This window comes from Streptococcus sp. NLN76 (genome assembly GCF_015686645.1).
In the GTDB taxonomy this organism is placed as follows: Bacteria; Bacillota; Bacilli; order Lactobacillales; family Streptococcaceae; genus Streptococcus.
The window spans coordinates 15,617-31,886 of record NZ_JADPMS010000024.1 but is presented as its reverse complement, the minus strand read 5'-3'; the positions used below and the strand labels follow the sequence as shown (position 1 = coordinate 31,886).

15 protein-coding genes are annotated in these 16,270 nt (G+C 45.8%); 11 read left to right on the top strand and 4 right to left on the bottom strand.

Annotated features, from left to right (window positions below):
* Positions 1-202: 202 nt before the first annotated feature.
* Both I1A59_RS09630 and I1A59_RS05890 read right to left on the bottom strand, forming a co-directional pair.
* Positions 203-427, bottom strand: coding sequence for a hypothetical protein (locus tag I1A59_RS09630; protein ID WP_247644772.1), 225 nt, complete (start codon positions 425-427; stop codon positions 203-205).
* A gap of 363 nt (positions 428-790) precedes the next feature.
* Entirely contained in the window at positions 791-2,002 is a 1,212-nt protein-coding gene (locus tag I1A59_RS05890) for a cation diffusion facilitator family transporter (protein ID WP_196091866.1), read from the bottom strand.
* Positions 2,003-2,238: 236 nt separating this feature from the next.
* On the opposite strand from I1A59_RS05890, the gene pcrA reads away from it, so the two are divergent.
* The 11 genes from pcrA (at position 2,239) to I1A59_RS05840 (ending at position 14,787) form a co-directional block, all read left to right on the top strand.
* A complete protein-coding gene (gene pcrA, locus I1A59_RS05885; RefSeq protein ID WP_247644771.1) occupies positions 2,239-4,500 on the top strand; it encodes a DNA helicase PcrA in 2,262 nt (753 codons plus the stop codon).
* Between the two features lie 9 nt (positions 4,501-4,509).
* Entirely contained in the window at positions 4,510-5,388 is an 879-nt protein-coding gene (gene truB, locus I1A59_RS09625) for a tRNA pseudouridine(55) synthase TruB (RefSeq protein ID WP_247644770.1), read from the top strand.
* Between the two features lie 12 nt (positions 5,389-5,400).
* Positions 5,401-6,324, top strand: coding sequence for a bifunctional riboflavin kinase/FAD synthetase (locus I1A59_RS05880; protein WP_196091865.1), 924 nt, complete (start codon positions 5,401-5,403; stop codon positions 6,322-6,324).
* Complete coding sequence (locus tag I1A59_RS05875) at positions 6,325-6,981, top strand: antibiotic biosynthesis monooxygenase family protein (protein WP_196091864.1); 657 nt, start codon at positions 6,325-6,327, stop codon at positions 6,979-6,981.
* Positions 6,982-7,077: 96 nt separating this feature from the next.
* Positions 7,078-7,497, top strand: coding sequence for a Spx/MgsR family RNA polymerase-binding regulatory protein (locus tag I1A59_RS05870; RefSeq protein ID WP_196091863.1), 420 nt, complete (start codon positions 7,078-7,080; stop codon positions 7,495-7,497).
* The gene (locus I1A59_RS05865; protein WP_196091862.1) at positions 7,481-7,768 is read left to right on the top strand and encodes a UPF0223 family protein; all 288 of its coding nucleotides are present in this window, start codon (positions 7,481-7,483) and stop codon (positions 7,766-7,768) included. Before I1A59_RS05870 ends, I1A59_RS05865 begins: the two co-directional genes overlap by 17 nt.
* 43 nt (positions 7,769-7,811) lie before the next feature.
* Positions 7,812-8,606: an inositol monophosphatase family protein gene (locus I1A59_RS05860; protein ID WP_196091868.1), complete on the top strand. Its 795-nt coding sequence runs from the start codon at positions 7,812-7,814 to the stop codon at positions 8,604-8,606.
* Positions 8,584-9,894, top strand: coding sequence for an RsmB/NOP family class I SAM-dependent RNA methyltransferase (locus I1A59_RS05855; protein ID WP_196091861.1), 1,311 nt, complete (start codon positions 8,584-8,586; stop codon positions 9,892-9,894). Before I1A59_RS05860 ends, I1A59_RS05855 begins: the two co-directional genes overlap by 23 nt.
* Before the next feature lie 10 nt (positions 9,895-9,904).
* A complete protein-coding gene (locus I1A59_RS05850) occupies positions 9,905-12,451 on the top strand; it encodes a M1 family metallopeptidase (protein ID WP_196091860.1) in 2,547 nt (848 codons plus the stop codon).
* A 286-nt stretch (positions 12,452-12,737) separates the two neighbouring features.
* Complete coding sequence (locus I1A59_RS05845; RefSeq protein WP_196091859.1) at positions 12,738-13,415, top strand: response regulator transcription factor; 678 nt, start codon at positions 12,738-12,740, stop codon at positions 13,413-13,415.
* Positions 13,402-14,787 (top strand): HAMP domain-containing sensor histidine kinase, encoded by a 1,386-nt coding sequence (locus I1A59_RS05840; protein ID WP_196091858.1) that lies wholly within the window; start codon positions 13,402-13,404, stop codon positions 14,785-14,787. Before I1A59_RS05845 ends, I1A59_RS05840 begins: the two co-directional genes overlap by 14 nt.
* Positions 14,788-14,979: 192 nt before the next feature.
* Here I1A59_RS05840 and rpsT read toward each other — a convergent pair whose 3' ends face one another.
* Positions 14,980-15,216, bottom strand: coding sequence for a 30S ribosomal protein S20 (rpsT, locus tag I1A59_RS05835; RefSeq protein WP_135037360.1), 237 nt, complete (start codon positions 15,214-15,216; stop codon positions 14,980-14,982).
* Between the two features lie 67 nt (positions 15,217-15,283).
* Entirely contained in the window at positions 15,284-16,204 is a 921-nt protein-coding gene (coaA, locus tag I1A59_RS05830) for a type I pantothenate kinase (RefSeq protein ID WP_196091857.1), read from the bottom strand.
* Between the last annotated feature and the right edge of the window lie 66 nt (positions 16,205-16,270).

Genomic DNA, 16,270 nt, shown 5'->3' with positions numbered 1-16,270 from the left:
TAAGAGGCTGTTTTGTAATTTTATTTTCACGCTCAAGGCGTATTCGAGTTATCTCATGACTCTTATTCATCCAGTTTTAGTTACAGGCTCGGCAAAGCCCTAATAAACTTACGGATTTGTATTGCTCATCTTTATTATATACCTGAACTAATTTTCTGTCATGAGTTAGCAGGCGAAGCCTGCTTGGAGTTTTAGTTTACTTTTAGTACAAGGCAGCGAGTCGTAGACAGTACTGAAGTACGGCAAGACGAGCTAACACAGTAATAAAAGATAAACTAAAAGAGTATAATTGATCGAGGGTTGGTGATGGAGCTAGGCCACCAAGTAATCCTTGAAGTGCTACTCCCCATCCTGACCAGGATCCGGTTACTAACATTAATTGTTCATTGCTTAGAGGGATAAACTGTTTTTTACTACCAATTTTCATGATTTAAACCTCCGAAAGATTATATTAATCAGTTGCAACTTCATGATTCTAGTGTAGTACCTTGTATCAGTATTTACTAATTATGTCCCAAACGGTCATTGAAACGTCCTAAACGGTCATTCGAGGTTTATCTCAATTCTTATACTCTTTGGATTTCAAAATCTGACTTTGTCAAGCCTCTTTGATGAACTTTAGTTCTATCTTCATTGGCCTTTCTCGTCATTTTTTTGAAATCCCGCGACTAATTTGATTTTGAAATCAGTTAAGTATTAAAAATTGAAAATAGCTTAGAATCAACTGCTAATAAACACTGATTCTAAGCTATCCTTATTTGTTCACCCTTTTAAGTAGTGTGAAAAAGTTTTAGTGTTGTCCAAGCTCATCACTTTTTTCCTCAATTTGCGTTTCCTGGTGGAAGATTTGTTGCCAGTCTTCGTGGCGGCGCCAGATGGTGGTGTGCTGGTTGCCGTTGAGTTGGTAGGAGACGAGTTTTGTTTTTTGACTGATGGATTTGACTTGGAATTTTTTGAAGGCCATTTCACGGTGTTTGGCGGCTAGGTAGGCCGTGCGGTCTTGGATTTGGCCGTTTACGGGGATGTAGGTGAAGTCCTCGGCGACGTAGTCGTCGAGGTTTTGGCCGGCTTCGACCTGGCTTTGGTAGAGGAAGAGTTTTTTGAGGAGGAAATCCATGTCTTCATCTTCTGGGATGGGGGAGGGTTCGATGTGGATATCGATGTCGAAGACGCCGTACTGGTCTTGGAGTAGGTGCTCGACTTGATCGGCAATGGTGTGGCTTTCGTAGACGGAGAGGTCAGGGTTCATGGCTAGGATGAGGTCTAGGTAAATGTGGCTGCCATAGCTGCGGCCGCGGATTTCTTTGACTTGGTCGATTTTGGGAATGGTGAGGATGCTCTGGGTGTATTGTTCGAGCAGATCTTCGTCAAAGCCGTCTGAGAGGGAGAAGGTGGATTCTCGGAAGATATCGTAGGCGGTTTTGAGGATGATCATACTGATAAGGATGGCGATGATTTTATCAACTAGATAGAGTTGGAACTGGCTGGCTAGAATTGCCAGGCTGGTTCCTAAGGAAGTAAGGACGTCTGAGAGGTTGTCCAAGGCTGCCGCTTCCAGGGCCTTGGAGTGCACGCGCTTAGCCAGGTTCCGGTTGTAGAGGTAGACACCGGTCATGACAAGGGCGGAGAGGAAGCCGACCCATATTGCTTGGGGGTCAAAGCTTTCTTGTTTGCCCTGAATGAGATCCTGGATACTCTGGAAGAGTACCTGGAAACCAACCAGCAGCATAATCAGTGAGGTGATTAGGCTGGCTAGGTCTTCCATTTTCCAGTGCCCAAATTTATGGTCTCGATCCGCAGGTTTTTGGGCTAGACGGAGGCCGATGAGGACGGCGATATTGCCCAAAATGTCGGTCATGTTGTTAAACCCATCGGCTGTGATGGAAGCGGACCCGAAGAGATGGCCAGCGATGATTTTGAAGATAGACAGTAGGATATAGGTTGCGATGGCCAGCAGGGCACCGCGTTCCGCCATTTTTAAATTCTGGGTTGGACTGGACATTGGGACTTCCTTTTTTTCTTTTTTCAAAAAGTTTAACAAAAGGGGCTTGGAAATTCAATGGCCGAGATTGAAGGATACACTTCGAAAATCAAATGTTACCATTGTCAGTTTCGCCTTGCCGTACTTTAGTACTGTCTGCGGCTCACTTCCTAGGTTCCATTTTGATTTTCATTGAGTATTAAAGGCGTCAAATGTTATAATGGGGAAAGATATTTTCACAATTACAAGGAGACAACATGAATCCACTATTAGCGGGTATGAATGAACGCCAGGCGGAGGCGGTTCAAACAACGGAAGGGCCACTACTCATCATGGCAGGGGCAGGTTCAGGGAAGACGCGGGTGTTGACCCATCGAATTGCCTATTTAATTGATGAAAAAATGGTCAATCCTTGGAATATTCTAGCCATCACCTTTACCAATAAGGCAGCACGGGAGATGAAGGAGCGGGCTTTCGCTTTGAATCCGGCAACCCAGGATACGCTCATTTCAACGTTCCACTCCATGTGTGTTCGCATTTTGCGTCGAGATGCGGACCATATTGGCTACAATCGCAATTTTACTATTGTGGATCCAGGGGAGCAGCGGACTTTGATGAAGCGAATCCTTAAGGAATTGAATTTGGATCCGCAAAAGTGGAATGAGCGAGCTGTTTTGGGGACCATTTCCAATGCCAAGAATGACCTCTTGGATGACAGGGCCTATGAGGCACAAGCCAGCGATATGTATAGCCAGGTTGTTGCCAAATGTTACAAGGCTTATCAAAAGGAGTTGCGCCAGTCAGAGGCCATGGATTTTGATGACCTCATTATGATGACCTTGCGTCTCTTTGATCAAAATCCGGATGTCTTGACCTATTACCAACAAAAATTCCAATACATTCATGTGGATGAGTATCAGGATACCAACCAAGCTCAATACCAATTGGTCAAACTCTTGGCCTCTCGTTTCAAAAATATCTGCGTAGTCGGTGATGCTGATCAGTCCATCTATGGTTGGCGGGGAGCAGATATGCAGAATATCTTTGATTTTGAACGGGACTATAAAAATGCCAAGGTGGTTCTTTTAGAGGAAAACTACCGTTCAACCAAGAAGATTTTGCAGGCAGCCAATGAAGTCATTGTTCACAATAAAAATCGTCGACCTAAAAAGTTGTGGACCCAGAATCCAGATGGTCAGTCTCTCGTTTATTACCGAGCAACCAATGAGCAGGAAGAAGCCTTCTTTGTAGCTAAAACGATCCGTCAGTTGGTCTTGGAAGAAGGAAAGAATTACAAGGACATGGCGGTGCTTTACCGGACCAATGCCCAATCCCGGACCATTGAGGAAGCTCTGATGAAGTCTGCTATTCCTTATACCATGGTAGGGGGAACCAAATTCTACAGCCGTAAGGAAATCAGGGATTTGGTGGCTTATTTGAATCTTTTGGCCAATCCCAAGGATAATATTAGCTTTGAGCGGATTATCAATGAACCCAAACGGGGGGTCGGGCCAGGAACTTTAACCAAGTTGCGGGATTTTGCTCAGCTCCAAGGCTTGTCCCTTTTTGAGGCAAGTAGCGACTTGATGTTGTCTCCAATTAAAGGGAAGGCGGCTCAAGCCATTGAAGACTTTGCGGTCATGATGAACCGTTTGCGACAAGATTTGGACCGGTTGACAGTGACGGAATTGGTCAATGTGCTTTTGGATGATTCAGGTTATCGTCAGAGTCTGGAAGCCCAGCGGACAGTAGAAGCTCAAAGCCGTTTAGAAAATATTCAGGAGTTTCTATCGGTTACCCAGTCCTTTGATGATGGAGAAAAGGAAGACAACGAGACAGGATTGGATCGTTTAGGGCGCTTCTTGGTTGATTTAGCTCTGAGCTCGGAAGCGGATGAGGGGGAAGTAGAGTTGGCTGAGGTTACCTTGATGACGCTTCATGCGGCTAAGGGATTGGAGTTTCCTTTTGTCTTCCTAATTGGCATGGAGGAAAATGTCTTTCCACTGTCTCGGGCTAGTCAAGGTCCAGATGAGCTGGAAGAAGAGCGGCGTTTGGCCTACGTAGGCATTACTCGGGCGGAAGAACGTCTCTTCTTGACCAACGCCAACTCTCGCCTGCTCTATGGGCGAACGGGTTACAATAAACCAAGTCGATTCTTGAATGAAATTTCCAGTGACTTGTTGGATTACCAAGGTTTAGCCAAACCAGCCAATGCGAGCTTCGCGGTCTCCTATACCAATCAAGCTGGACAAAAATTTGGCCAGGGAATGAGTTTAGAGGAAGCGCTACGGATGAGAAAGCAAGTGGTTCAACCCAAGTCTCTTGGTGGTCAAGTCAAGCCATCGAAAACATCTGCGACAGCCTGGGAAATTGGAGATCAAGTCTCCCATCGTAAATGGGGGCAGGGGACTGTTTTGGCTGTTTCCGGTTCAGGAGATGCGCAGGAGTTGAAAATTTCTTTCCCAGATATGGGGGTGAAAAAAGTATTGGCAGCCTTGGCTCCCATTGAAAAACTTTAGGAGAGAGTCATGGAAGGAATTATTGCAGTGAATAAGGCGGCTGGTATGACCAGCCACGATGTAGTGGGCCGGTTGCGTCGTATTTTGAAAACCAAAAAGATTGGTCATGGAGGGACTTTAGATCCCCAGGTGACGGGCGTTTTGCCGATTGCGGTTGGGAAGGCAACTCGGCTCATAGAATACATGCAAGATGGTGGAAAGGTCTATGAAGGTGAGATAACTCTGGGCTATGCGACAACAACTGAAGATGCTTGGGGTGACATCGTGGAGCGCTCAGAAGTTCCTAAGGATGTTGACTCGGAGCTCATTGATCAGTTGATGGCGGAGTTTCAAGGAGAAATGGAACAAGTTCCTCCTATGTATTCAGCTGTCAAGGTCAATGGTCGCAAACTATATGAATATGCTAGAGCTGGGGAGGAAGTTGAACGTCCAATCCGCCAAGTGACTATTCAAGAGTTTTCCCGCCAGTCAGACCTCCGTTGGGAAGAGGGGGTGCTTCGCTTTGATTTTCGGGTAGTCTGTTCCAAGGGGACCTACGTTCGTACCCTAGCTGTAGATTTAGGGAATAAGCTAGGTTTGGCCAGTCACATGTCCCGCTTGGTGCGAACCCAGTCAGCTGGTCTGACACTAGCAGAGTCTTATAGTTTGGAAGAGCTGGAGAAACTTGTCGAAGAAGGTCAGCGGACCTTCCTGCTTCCCTTAGAATATGGTGCTTCAACCTTGCCAGTCTATGAACTAAGTGCAGAAGAAGCTCAGGAATTGCAGTTTGGTCGTTGGATCAAGGCAGTCAATCAAGAGGAGCGGGTAGCAGCCTTTTATCAAGGGAAGTTAGTTGCGGTACTGGAGAAAAAAGGGGATTCTTGGAAACCTCATAAGGTTTTTGTCTAAGAAGGAGAAATTATGAGAAAATATGTCATTCAAGACTGGCGTGATATTGACCAGACAGAACCGACGATTTTGGTTTTGGGTTACTTTGATGGAATTCACACGGGGCACCAGCAGCTCTTTCAAAGGGCTCGTCAGCTCGCTGATCAAGAGGGGTTGAAGGTGGCCCTGCTAACCTTCCCAGAATCCCCCCAACTGGCTTTTAGCCGCTTTCGTCCAGAACTTCTGCTTCATCTGAGCAGTGAGGTTCAACGCGAGGAACTCTTGGAATCTGTTGGAGTCGACCTCCTTTATTTGCAGGACTTCACCAGTGAGTTTGGGAGTTTAACTGGTCAGGAGTTCCTGGACACTTATGTCTCAGCCCTCAAGGCTCAGAAGTTGGTGGTTGGTTTTGATTATCATTTTGGGTGTGATCGACAGGGGGCTCAACTCTTGGCCAATTCCTTCCCCGGGCAGGTGGAAGTAATCCCTTCTTATGATTTGGACGGAAAAAAAGTCAGCTCTACACGTATTCGAGCTGCTTTGGCTGAGGGAGAAGTTGAGAAAGTGACTGATTTACTAGGACGTCCTTACCAGACCTGTGGTATTGTGGTTCATGGGGATGCAAGAGGACGGACCATCGGATATCCGACAGCGAATCTTGCCCCCCTTGACCGAGTGCATATGCCAGCGGATGGAGTTTATGTGGTGGATGTCCATGAAGCAGGGCAGGTCTATCGTGGGATGGCTTCCGTAGGTAAGAATGTGACCTTTGAGGGCGATGAATTGCGCTTTGAGGTCAATCTCTTTGGTTTCTCAGCGGATATTTATGGGCACAGGTTGACCATTGATTGGTTGGGCCGCCTCCGTGACATGGTCAAATTCAACAGTGTACAGGCTTTGATTGAGCAGCTAGAGGAAGATGAACGCCAAGCTAAAGCGTGGAAGGAGCGTAGTTAGATGAAACCAGTTATGAATTTGTTTCGAATCGCCATTCATTCTGAGGACAAGGATACTTTTTTAAAAGTCTTGTCTCATTTAGCCAAGTTAACCAAGGAAGTGGAACCGGGATTTCTAAGTCTTTTTGCTTTCCGGAGTCCCGATCAGGAGGATGTCTACTTGATATTGGAGGTCTTTGCTTCCAATCAGGCCTACCTGTCTTACCTCAATTCAGCAACGTATAAGGCCTATCAGGAAGTAACCCAACCCTTGATTCGGGAGCAGGCTTACATTCGGCTGGAAGGGCTAGTCCTCTTGGAAAAACTGAGTGATAAGTTGCCAGAATCCAGCTCTGGTCTACGCCTCTCTCTTTTCCAGGAGGAGCGGCCGAATCCTGAGGCTTTAGATCGTATTCAACGCTTGGCCCAGGACTATGTCCTAAAGCAAATGGGTCTTCACGCCTTTTATTTAGCCTATGATCAACAATCGCCTAAGGATTGGTACCAAGTGGAGATTTTTAGTGACCGTCAGGAAGAAAACCTGTTGGGGGATGAGGCAGGTTTTGATCATGCCCAGGTAACCCTCCGATGGGACCCCAAAGACTTGGTAGATTTTCCACTGGGAGTGGACGTGGTATCGACCCGTGGGGCAGAGCTGGTAGACCTCCTGGTACTTTGACGATCAATCTGATAGGCTTTTCAAAAAAAGACTAGGAATCCCCTTCCATTTTTGATAAAATGGATATAGTATGTAGGTTGGAAGGCGAATCTTACAATGATTACTTTATTCTTATCCCCCAGCTGTACCAGCTGTCGGAAGGCACGGGCTTGGTTGGAAAAGCACGAGGTGCCCTTTCAAGAGCACAATATTATGACCAGTCCTTTGACAGTAGAGGAATTGCGTCAAGTTTTGGCTTTGACGGAAAATGGGACAGATGATATTATCTCGACCCGTTCCAAAATTTTTCAAAAATTAAATTTAGATTTGGATGAATTGCCAATCTCCAAGCTCCTGCAGCTGATTGAGCAGAATCCCAGTCTATTGCGGCGACCAATTATCCTTGATTCGAAACGTCTACAGATTGGTTTTAACGAGGATGAAATTCGGGCTTTTTTGCCTCGGGACTATCGCAAGCAAGAACTAAAAGATGCAACATTGAGAGCGGAGATTGATCGACATGAGGAATCAGTATAGTTATCCGTTTGATGAAAGTTGGAGTACTGAAGAATTGGCTTCGGTGCTCTCTTTTTTCAATCGGGTGGAAGAAGCCTATGAGGGGGGCGTAGAAGCCCGTGATTTTTTAGCTGCCTATCAGAAGTTTAAGCAGGTTGTTCCTGGCAAGGCAGCTGAAAAGACACTAGGACGAGAATTTGAAGCAGTCAGTGGCTATTCTCTCTATCGGGCCCAGCAAGCGGCTAAGGAGCGTGGTTATGGAAAAATTAAACTGGAGATCCGCAGCAAGTAACATCGAAGGCCATTCGTCAGCCTCGCGGTCTCTAAAAGAACAGGTGCAAGCTCGCTTTGAGCTAGCTCAGGATTTGGTTCGGGAGGCGGGAGAGTTTGTAAAGAAGGAGCTAGCTCAGCCTCTAGAAGTCGCCTGTAAGAGTGATCGAACCGATTTGGTGACCAATCTAGATTTGGCGGTCCAAGATATCCTAATCAAGGGAATTTCACAGGTTTTTCCTGAAGATACGTTTTTAGCAGAGGAGTTGGCGGAGCAAGCGGACGTCTTTAACGGAGCGGTCTGGGTTTTGGACCCGATAGATGGGACCAATAACCTTGTGGCCCAGCAGGAAAATTTTGCGATTATGCTGGCATTTTTTAACCATGGTCAGCCCGGTTTTGCGTTTATTTACGATGTGATGGGCCGGATTCTCTTATCTGGAGGTGGTGTCCTGCCCGTTACCTGTAATGGTCAGCCCTTTGAAGGGCAGGCGGCTTGTGTTCGTGTCAACCAGTCCTTGGTGGCAGGGAATTCAGCCATGTTACGGGATAATGCCTTTGGTTTGGCGGATATTGCTAGGGATAGTCTTGGGGTGCGGGTCTACGGCAGTGCTGGGATTAGCTTTCTCAAGGTTTTGCAGGGCAAGCTCCTGACCTATGCCTCCTACCTGCAGCCGTGGGATTACGCGGCTGCCTATGTTTTGGCCCCGGCTTTAGGCTACCGTTTTTTGGAGGCTCAGGGGCAGGCCCTTCATTTTCAGGGCAAGCAGCCTGTTTTTCTAGTCCCCCAACATCTAGAGGATTATTTTTTGGAAAAAATAAGAGGAGGTGGCCGTGATGCCTTTTCCGGCAGGATTTAAAGAGAAGTACCAGGAAATCTTGGGATCGGAAAATGCAGCCTTTCTAGCGACCTTTGAAGAAGAAGCTGTCTCGGGTTTTCGTGTCAATCCCTTAAAGGAAGCTTTGCAGCTTCCGGAAGGGGCAGAAGCGATTCCGGATATGCCGTGGTCCTATTATGGAAAAGTATCGGGCAAATCCCTACAACACGTCACGGGACAGGTTTATTCCCAGGAGCCTGCGGCTCAGATGGTTGTCGATGCAGCGGGGATTGAACCAGGTATGAAGGTCTTGGACCTGGCTGCAGCCCCGGGAGGCAAATCGACCCACATTTTGTCCTATCTCAACCATCAGGGGGTCTTAGTCTCTAATGAAATTTCTCCCAAAAGAGCCAAAATTCTAGTAGAAAATATGGAGCGCTTTGGGGCCAAAAATGCGGTGGTGACCAATACAGATGCACCGGCTCTCAGCAAGGTTTTTAAAGGCATCTTTGATGTGATTGTCCTGGATGCTCCTTGCTCGGGCGAGGGGATGTTTCGGAAGCAGCCGGAGGCGATGGACTACTGGACTCCGGATTATCCGAGCCAGTGTGCCAGCCTTCAGCGAGAGATATTAGAGGCAGCTGTGACCATGTTGGCTCCGGGGGGACGCCTCGTCTACTCAACCTGTACTTGGGCTCCGGAGGAAAATGAGGAAATTGTGGCTTGGTTGCTGTCAGAGTATGATTTTGAGTTGGAGCCAGTCCCCCTTAAAAATGGGATGGTTACAGGCTTGAATCAAACAGAGACTGCTCGAATGTATCCTCATCACTTCAAAGGGGAGGGCCAATTTCTAGCCCGTTTGCATTATCGAGGTGAAAACAAGGCTAAGAAAAACAAGCCTCCTCGCAGTAACCTGAGTGCAGACCAAAAAAAATTGTGGCAAACATTTGAAAAAGAGCACTTGAAGGAAGACTTGAAAGGAGTCCTGCAGACATTTGGGGATGAGCTTTATCTTTTACCAGAGATCTTGCCAGCTCTGGAAAAAATTCGGATTGCGCGCAACGGGCTCCATCTGGGGACGTTTAAGAAAAAACGCTTTGAACCTAGTTTTGCCTTAGGCATGGCTCTGAAACCGAGCCAGTCTCAGAAAATTTATGAATTACCAGAAGAAGAATTTCCAGCCTATGTAGCTGGCCAAAGCCTACCAGCCCACGGCAATCCGGAGAATGGCTGGTACCAATTGGTCTGTGGTCACAATGGTTTGGGCTTTGTTAAAATTAGCCAAGGGATGGTCAAAAACCACTATCCCAAGGGATTACGTTTTCAATAAAGGGGAAGTTATGACAGAATTACGACGTTTGTATCCAGCGTTTCAACCAGAACACTATGCTTTGGATTTAAGAATTGAGCGTAAAGCTCGCACTTTTAGCGGTCAGGTGACCATTCAAGGACACTTGTCAGGAAGTGACTTGTACTTGCACCAAAAGGACTTGGACATTCTTTCCATCGTGGTTGCGGGGCAGGAGCGTGACTTTGTCGTCGATCAGGAAAATGATTTGGTGACGGCTTCTGGTCTTGAGGCTGGGGATGTTGAAGTTGTGGTCACCTATCAAGGGATCATTAACGACCGCATGACAGGTATTTACCCATCTTACTATCGTTTGGATGGACAAGATAAGGAAATCATTTCAACCCAGTTTGAGAGTCATTTTGCACGGGAAGCTTTTCCTTGTGTGGATGAGCCAGAAGCCAAGGCAACCTTTGATTTGACCTTGCGTTTTGACCAAGCAGAGGGAGAAATTGCACTTTCCAATATGCCGGAAGAGGAGCCGGGACGAGGCGTTGAGACAGGTGTTTGGACCTTTGAACGAACACCTCGGATGTCCACTTATCTCTTAGCTTTCGGAATTGGTGACCTTCAGGGAATCACGGATCGCACGGAACGGGGAACCTTGGTTGGTGTTTATGCTAGCAAGGCTCATCCAGAGAGAAATCTTGAATTTGCTTTAGATATTGCCAAGCGTGTGATTGCATTTTACGAAGATTACTTTGATGTTCCTTACCCAATCCCTCAATCTCTCCACTTGGCCTTGCCTGATTTTTCTTCAGGGGCTATGGAAAACTGGGGCTTGGTAACCTATCGTGAAGTCTATCTTTTGGTGGATGCCAACTCTAGTTTCCACAGCCGGCAACAGGTGGCCTTAGTGATTGCTCATGAGGTAGCGCATCAATGGTTTGGAAACTTGGTGACGATGGAATGGTGGGATGACCTCTGGTTGAACGAAAGCTTCGCTAATATGATGGAGTATGTCAGCGTGGATCGCTTGGAGCCAGGTTGGAACATTTTGGAAGACTTCCAAACCAGTGGTATTCCGCTTTCCCTTCGTCGGGATGCGACCGATGGTGTGCAGTCTGTTCATGTACAGGTTAACCATCCAGATGAGGTCAACACCCTCTTTGACCCTGCCATTGTCTATGCCAAAGGTAGCCGTCTCATGCACATGTTGCATCGTTGGTTGGGAGATCAAGCCTTCTCCAAAGGCTTGGGAGCTTATTTCCGTAAACACCAATATGGCAATACGGTTGGGGCTGACCTTTGGGCAGCCTTGGAAAGCGCTTCTGGAAAAGAAGTGGGAGCCTTTATGGAATCTTGGTTGGAGCAACCGGGATATCCAGTTGTGACCGTTTCTTTAGAGGGGGATAACCTTGTTCTTACTCAAGAGCAATTCTTCTTGGGACAAGGGGAAGATAAGAATCGCCTCTGGCATATTCCACTGAACAGCAACTGGCAGGGCTTGCCGGATATGATGACCGAGAAGACCTTAGTGATTCCAGGTTACGCGGCCTTGGCAGCGACTAATGAGGCTGCGGGTGCCCTTCGCCTGAATGATGGCAATACAGCGCATTATATCTGTGATTACCAAGGTCAGGTGGGAGCAGCCCTATTTGAGAATTTGGCTGATTTGGATGCGATCAGTCGTTTGCAGCTGATCCAGGAGCAGCAATTATTGGCAGAAGCGGATCGAATTTCTTATGCTTCCTTGATTGCTTTAATGGAGAAATGGCCAGAGGAGAAGGCCTTTATCGTTCTCTCCGCCTGGGCTAATGTCGTCCGTGCTTTGGCTCGCTTCCTCGAAGAAGATAAGTCCGCACAAGCTGCCTTGAACCAGAAAGTAGCCCAGCTCTTTGGACCGTCTATCGAGTCCTTGGGCTTGGAGCCAAAAGCTGGTGAGGCAGAGCAGGATGAATTGGTTCGCCAAGTGGCCTTGGCCCAATTGGTGGAAGCTGGTGATGCCCCAGTCATGGCAGGAGTCACAGCCCTTTATGAACAGTATAAGGACAACTTGGAGGCGACACCTGCTTCCATCCGTTCCCAAGTGTTGGTCAACCAAATGAAGTCGGCTGAGTCAAAAGAGTTGGTAGAACGCTACCTTGATTTGTATCAAAATGCAACCGATGGAACCTTCCAGCGGCAATTGGCAAGTGCTCTCTCCTATGCTCAAAAGGAAGAACATTTGCAAGAGCTGCTATCAAAATGGCAGGATAAATCGGTGGTGAAACCACAAGATTTGGCCCTTTCTTGGTACCGGGCTTTCTTGCTTCAAACCAAGGCTAGTCCTCTGGCTTGGGAGTGGGCTTGTCAACATTGGGACTGGATTGTGGATGCCTTGGGAGGAGATATGTCCTTCGATAAATACATCATCTATCCGGCCAATAGTTTCCATCGTCGGGATCAATTGCAGGCTTATAAGGATTTCTTCCAACCGAAAGTGGAGGATATGGCCATGCAGCGGAATATTCTTATGGGGATCAATGAAATTGAGGCGCGTGTCGCCTTAATGGAACGGGACCAAGCACAAGTATTGGCAGCTCTTAAAGGATATTAGGATTTTTTAAGTTTCCGCAGTTAAAATAGGGATGGAATACGTAACTAAATTAAAAATAGAACACTCGAAAAAATTCAAAGAGATGATTCGGAAAGCCGATGACGGTTGTTCAACAGGTCTGGGAGACCTGTTGAATACTATCGATAAAACGCGTGCAAAGCAGGCAATCAATAAGTTCACCGTCAGGATTGACAAGGTCAGAATTTGAATTTTGATGAGTAGAAGAACAACAGGAAAAGGCTTGGAACCTATACAGGCTCCAAGCCTTTTTGAAAGAGGGGAAGTTATGATTAAGATTTTGTTGGTCGAAGATGACTTGAGCTTATCCAATTCGGTCTTTGATTTTTTGGATGACTTTGCGGATGTCATGCAGGTTTTTGATGGAGAAGAAGGTCTCTATGAGGCGGAATCTGGAATCTATGACCTCATCCTTTTGGATTTGATGTTGCCAGAAAAAGATGGTTTCCAAGTTCTCCAAGAATTACGAGAGAAGGGTGTCACAACTCCTGTTCTGATCATGACAGCCAAGGAAAGCTTGGAGGACAAGGGGCATGGATTTGAGTTGGGAGCAGACGATTACCTAACCAAACCCTTCTACCTTGAAGAGCTGAAAATGCGTATTCAAGCCTTGCTTAAGCGTTCAGGAAAGTTCAATGTCAATCAGCTGACTTATGGAGACATTGAAGTCGATCTCAATACCAATAGCACCAAAATGGCAGGGAAGGATGTCGAACTGTTGGGGAAAGAATTTGATCTCCTAGTCTACTTCCTACAAAATCAAAATGTGATTCTGCCCAAATCCCAAATTTTTGACCGAATCTGGGGCTTCGATTCGGATACCACCATATCTGTAGTTGAGGTTTATGTGTCCAAAATTCGGAAGAAACTTAAAGGTAGCGATTTTGCAGAACACTTGCAGACGCTTAGAAGTGTAGGATATATTTTGAAGCATGAAGAAGGTTAGAGAAAAAGTTAAATCCGCTAATTTTCCCTATTTTATTCGCTATGTTACCGTTTTTACATTGATTTTTGGTGCAATGACCTTGCTGATTCTTCAGATCATGAGATCCGGTATTTATGGTTCCGTTGATGCGACCTTGAGAAATTATAGTCAGAATTCGGAAGCGACGGTTTTAGCTGCCCTACGCTCTTTAAATGATTACACAGAGAATGTTGCAGGCATTGAGAAGGACCTTAAAAACATTGAGGCCCCACTTTCAGCGAATTCAGAAGTACTTTTGTTTAATGAAAATGGGGAAGTCCTATCGACGAATAGCCATTTGGTTGATACTAGCAATCTCACTTTGGATGCTAAGAAAAAATTTCATCAGATTCGTCAGGTTGAAATGAAAACAACCTTTGGAAAAAAAGAAAAATTCCGTGAAATCTGCTTTCCCCTAGAGCTGGCACAACCCATTGAAGGGATTGCCTACGCAGCGGTTTTAATCAATACCAGCCAAATTGAATCAACAAACCAAAGCAATGAGAAAACGGTTATGATGGTTCTGTTTATTTTCTGGTTAATTTCCATTCTTGCTAGTTACTACCTGGCTAAATTAACGATGGCCCCGCTGTTAGATAGTATGCAGAGACAGAAAACCTTTATTGAGAATGCCAGCCATGAGCTCCGTACGCCACTAGCTGTTCTCCAAAATCGCTTGGAAGGACTCTTCCGCAAACCCCAAGCAACAATCTTGGATGAAAGCGAATCTGTTGCGGCTAGCTTGGAAGAAGTTCGGAATATGCGTAAACTGACGACCAACCTCCTGAGTATGGCTCGTCGGGACGATGGAATCGATCCTGTTTTTGAGACAATTGATACCAAATTTTTTGAAGATATTCTGGAAAATTTTGCCCTCGTTTCCGAGGAAAATGGAAAGGATTTCCAGTCTATTAATGAGTTTCAAGGCCAAATTCAGTCGGACAAGGTTTTGTTAAAGCAGGTTCTGACCATCCTCTTTGACAACGCCATGAAGTATACGGAAGAGGACGGTCAGGTTGGAATCCGTCTCTTCCCTCAAGACCGTAATGGAGATTTAAGGATTCAAGTCTGGGACAATGGAATTGGAATTCCTGACACCGAAAAAGCTCGCATCTTTGATCGTTTTTACCGCGTCGACAAAGCTCGAACCCGCCAAAGTTCTGGCTTTGGTCTAGGCCTCTCCTTAGCTAAACAAATCACTGATGCCTTGAATGCAGATATCCAAGTCAGGGATAACAACCCTAAAGGAAGTATCTTTGAACTCACCCTCAGTAAAGAGGGCAAAAAACGCTACGGTGGACGCAGGAAGGCGAAGAAAGAAAGTAAAAATAAAGAGAATAACAAAACAGGTTAGGGTGGTTTCCTAACCTGTTTTGTACTATGCTGTTGAAATTTACCATCTCAAAGGAACGTCGTTATATTTGGGAAATGGGATGGGGAAAATGACAGATTCTTTTTTGTAATTTTGAGCTAAGGAAAATAGACAATTATACTCAGAGTGAAAACTTGAAAAAAGAAAAAAGCTCCCAGGGAGCTTCTAACTTTCTTATTTAGCAAGTTTAGCAGCAAGGCGTGATTTGTCGCGGCTTGCTTTGTTTTTGTGAATCAAACCTTTTGTTTCTGCTTTATCAATAGCAGCAGATGCAGTACGGAAAAGTTCTTCAGTTGGGTTAGCTTCGAAGTTCTTGATAGCAGTACGCATAGCTGATTTTTGAGCTGAATTTTTTTCGTTTTGTTTCACGTTCAATTCAGCGCGTTTGATAGCTGATTTAATATTTGCCAAAATGTTCACCTCCATATGTAATAACTATCTAATTATACAGGAATTTCCCTAGCTTGACAAGAAGATTTCATTTTTTTAGGTAGATTTTATCAATTTTATGGTCTTGGTCTTTGTGAAGAATCATTTGAGCCCGATTTCGAGTGGGCTGGATATAGTCTTGTAGGTTGACCAAATTGATGCTTTCCCAAATATGGCGTGCATAGGTCAAGGATTCCTCTACGCTCATGAGGCTGAAGCGGTGGTGGTAATTTTCCGGCTTCTCCATAGCCAGTTCTCGCAATTTGAGGAAACGCTCGAGGTACCACTGCTCGATGAGGTCGGTTGGGGCGTCGATATAGATGGAAAAATCAAAATAATCGAGACTGTAAAGATTGGGTTGGTCAGAGATTTGAAAGAGATTGATCCCTTCTACGATCAAGATATCTGTGTTTTCCAAGTGAAAGGCCTGATCAGTGAGGATGTCGTAACTTTCGTGGGAGTAGAGGGGGACATCGTAGGCATCTCCATTACGGATATGGTCCAAAAAGTCTAGCAATTTTTCCATGTCATAAGACTGGGGGAAGCCTTTTTGGTGCATAATCTGCTTAGCTTCTAGAGTGGCATTGGGATAGAGAAAACCATCCGTGGTGACCAAATCCACCTGTAATGTAGGATATGCCTGTTGTAGAAGCAGACGAAGGAGGCGGCTGGTTGTCGATTTGCCGACAGCAACGCTACCAGCAATTCCAATGATGAAGCGGGACTTGCTAGCGGTTTGACCAAGGAAAGCTCCTTTGGATCGGTTGAGTTCTTCTTTGTTTTTTCTATATATATGAAGCAAATGAATTAACGGAAGGTAAATGTCATGGATTTCCTCCAGCTGGATGGGGTCATTGAGGCTTCGGATGGCATCCAATTCTGCCTGGGTTAGTCCGGCGTTGGTTAATCCGGGTTGCAAAAGACGCCATTCCTCTCGCTTGATGGGACGATAATTCAAAAATTCCTGCATAGTATCCTCGTTTCTTCGCCTAGTATATCATAGGGTTGCAGTGCTGTAAACCGTTTCCATAATGCT

Excerpts from the sequence above, each read along its gene's own strand:
- I1A59_RS05870 (WP_196091863.1), top strand. The coding sequence starts at position 7,078 with ATGATTACTTTATTCTTATCCCCCAGCTGTACCAGCTGTCGGAAGGCA.
- I1A59_RS05875 (WP_196091864.1), top strand. The coding sequence starts at position 6,325 with ATGAAACCAGTTATGAATTTGTTTCGAATCGCCATTCATTCTGAGGAC.
- coaA (WP_196091857.1), bottom strand. The coding sequence starts at position 16,204 with ATGCAGGAATTTTTGAATTATCGTCCCATCAAGCGAGAGGAATGGCGT.
- I1A59_RS05855 (WP_196091861.1), top strand. The coding sequence starts at position 8,584 with ATGCCTTTTCCGGCAGGATTTAAAGAGAAGTACCAGGAAATCTTGGGA.
- I1A59_RS05890 (WP_196091866.1), bottom strand. The coding sequence starts at position 2,002 with ATGTCCAGTCCAACCCAGAATTTAAAAATGGCGGAACGCGGTGCCCTG.
- I1A59_RS05880 (WP_196091865.1), top strand. The coding sequence starts at position 5,401 with ATGAGAAAATATGTCATTCAAGACTGGCGTGATATTGACCAGACAGAA.
- I1A59_RS05845 (WP_196091859.1), top strand. The coding sequence starts at position 12,738 with ATGATTAAGATTTTGTTGGTCGAAGATGACTTGAGCTTATCCAATTCG.
- I1A59_RS05850 (WP_196091860.1), top strand. The coding sequence starts at position 9,905 with ATGACAGAATTACGACGTTTGTATCCAGCGTTTCAACCAGAACACTAT.
- I1A59_RS05840 (WP_196091858.1), top strand. The coding sequence starts at position 13,402 with ATGAAGAAGGTTAGAGAAAAAGTTAAATCCGCTAATTTTCCCTATTTT.
- truB (WP_247644770.1), top strand. The coding sequence starts at position 4,510 with ATGGAAGGAATTATTGCAGTGAATAAGGCGGCTGGTATGACCAGCCAC.
- I1A59_RS09630 (WP_247644772.1), bottom strand. The coding sequence starts at position 427 with ATGAAAATTGGTAGTAAAAAACAGTTTATCCCTCTAAGCAATGAACAA.
- I1A59_RS05865 (WP_196091862.1), top strand. The coding sequence starts at position 7,481 with ATGAGGAATCAGTATAGTTATCCGTTTGATGAAAGTTGGAGTACTGAA.
- pcrA (WP_247644771.1), top strand. The coding sequence starts at position 2,239 with ATGAATCCACTATTAGCGGGTATGAATGAACGCCAGGCGGAGGCGGTT.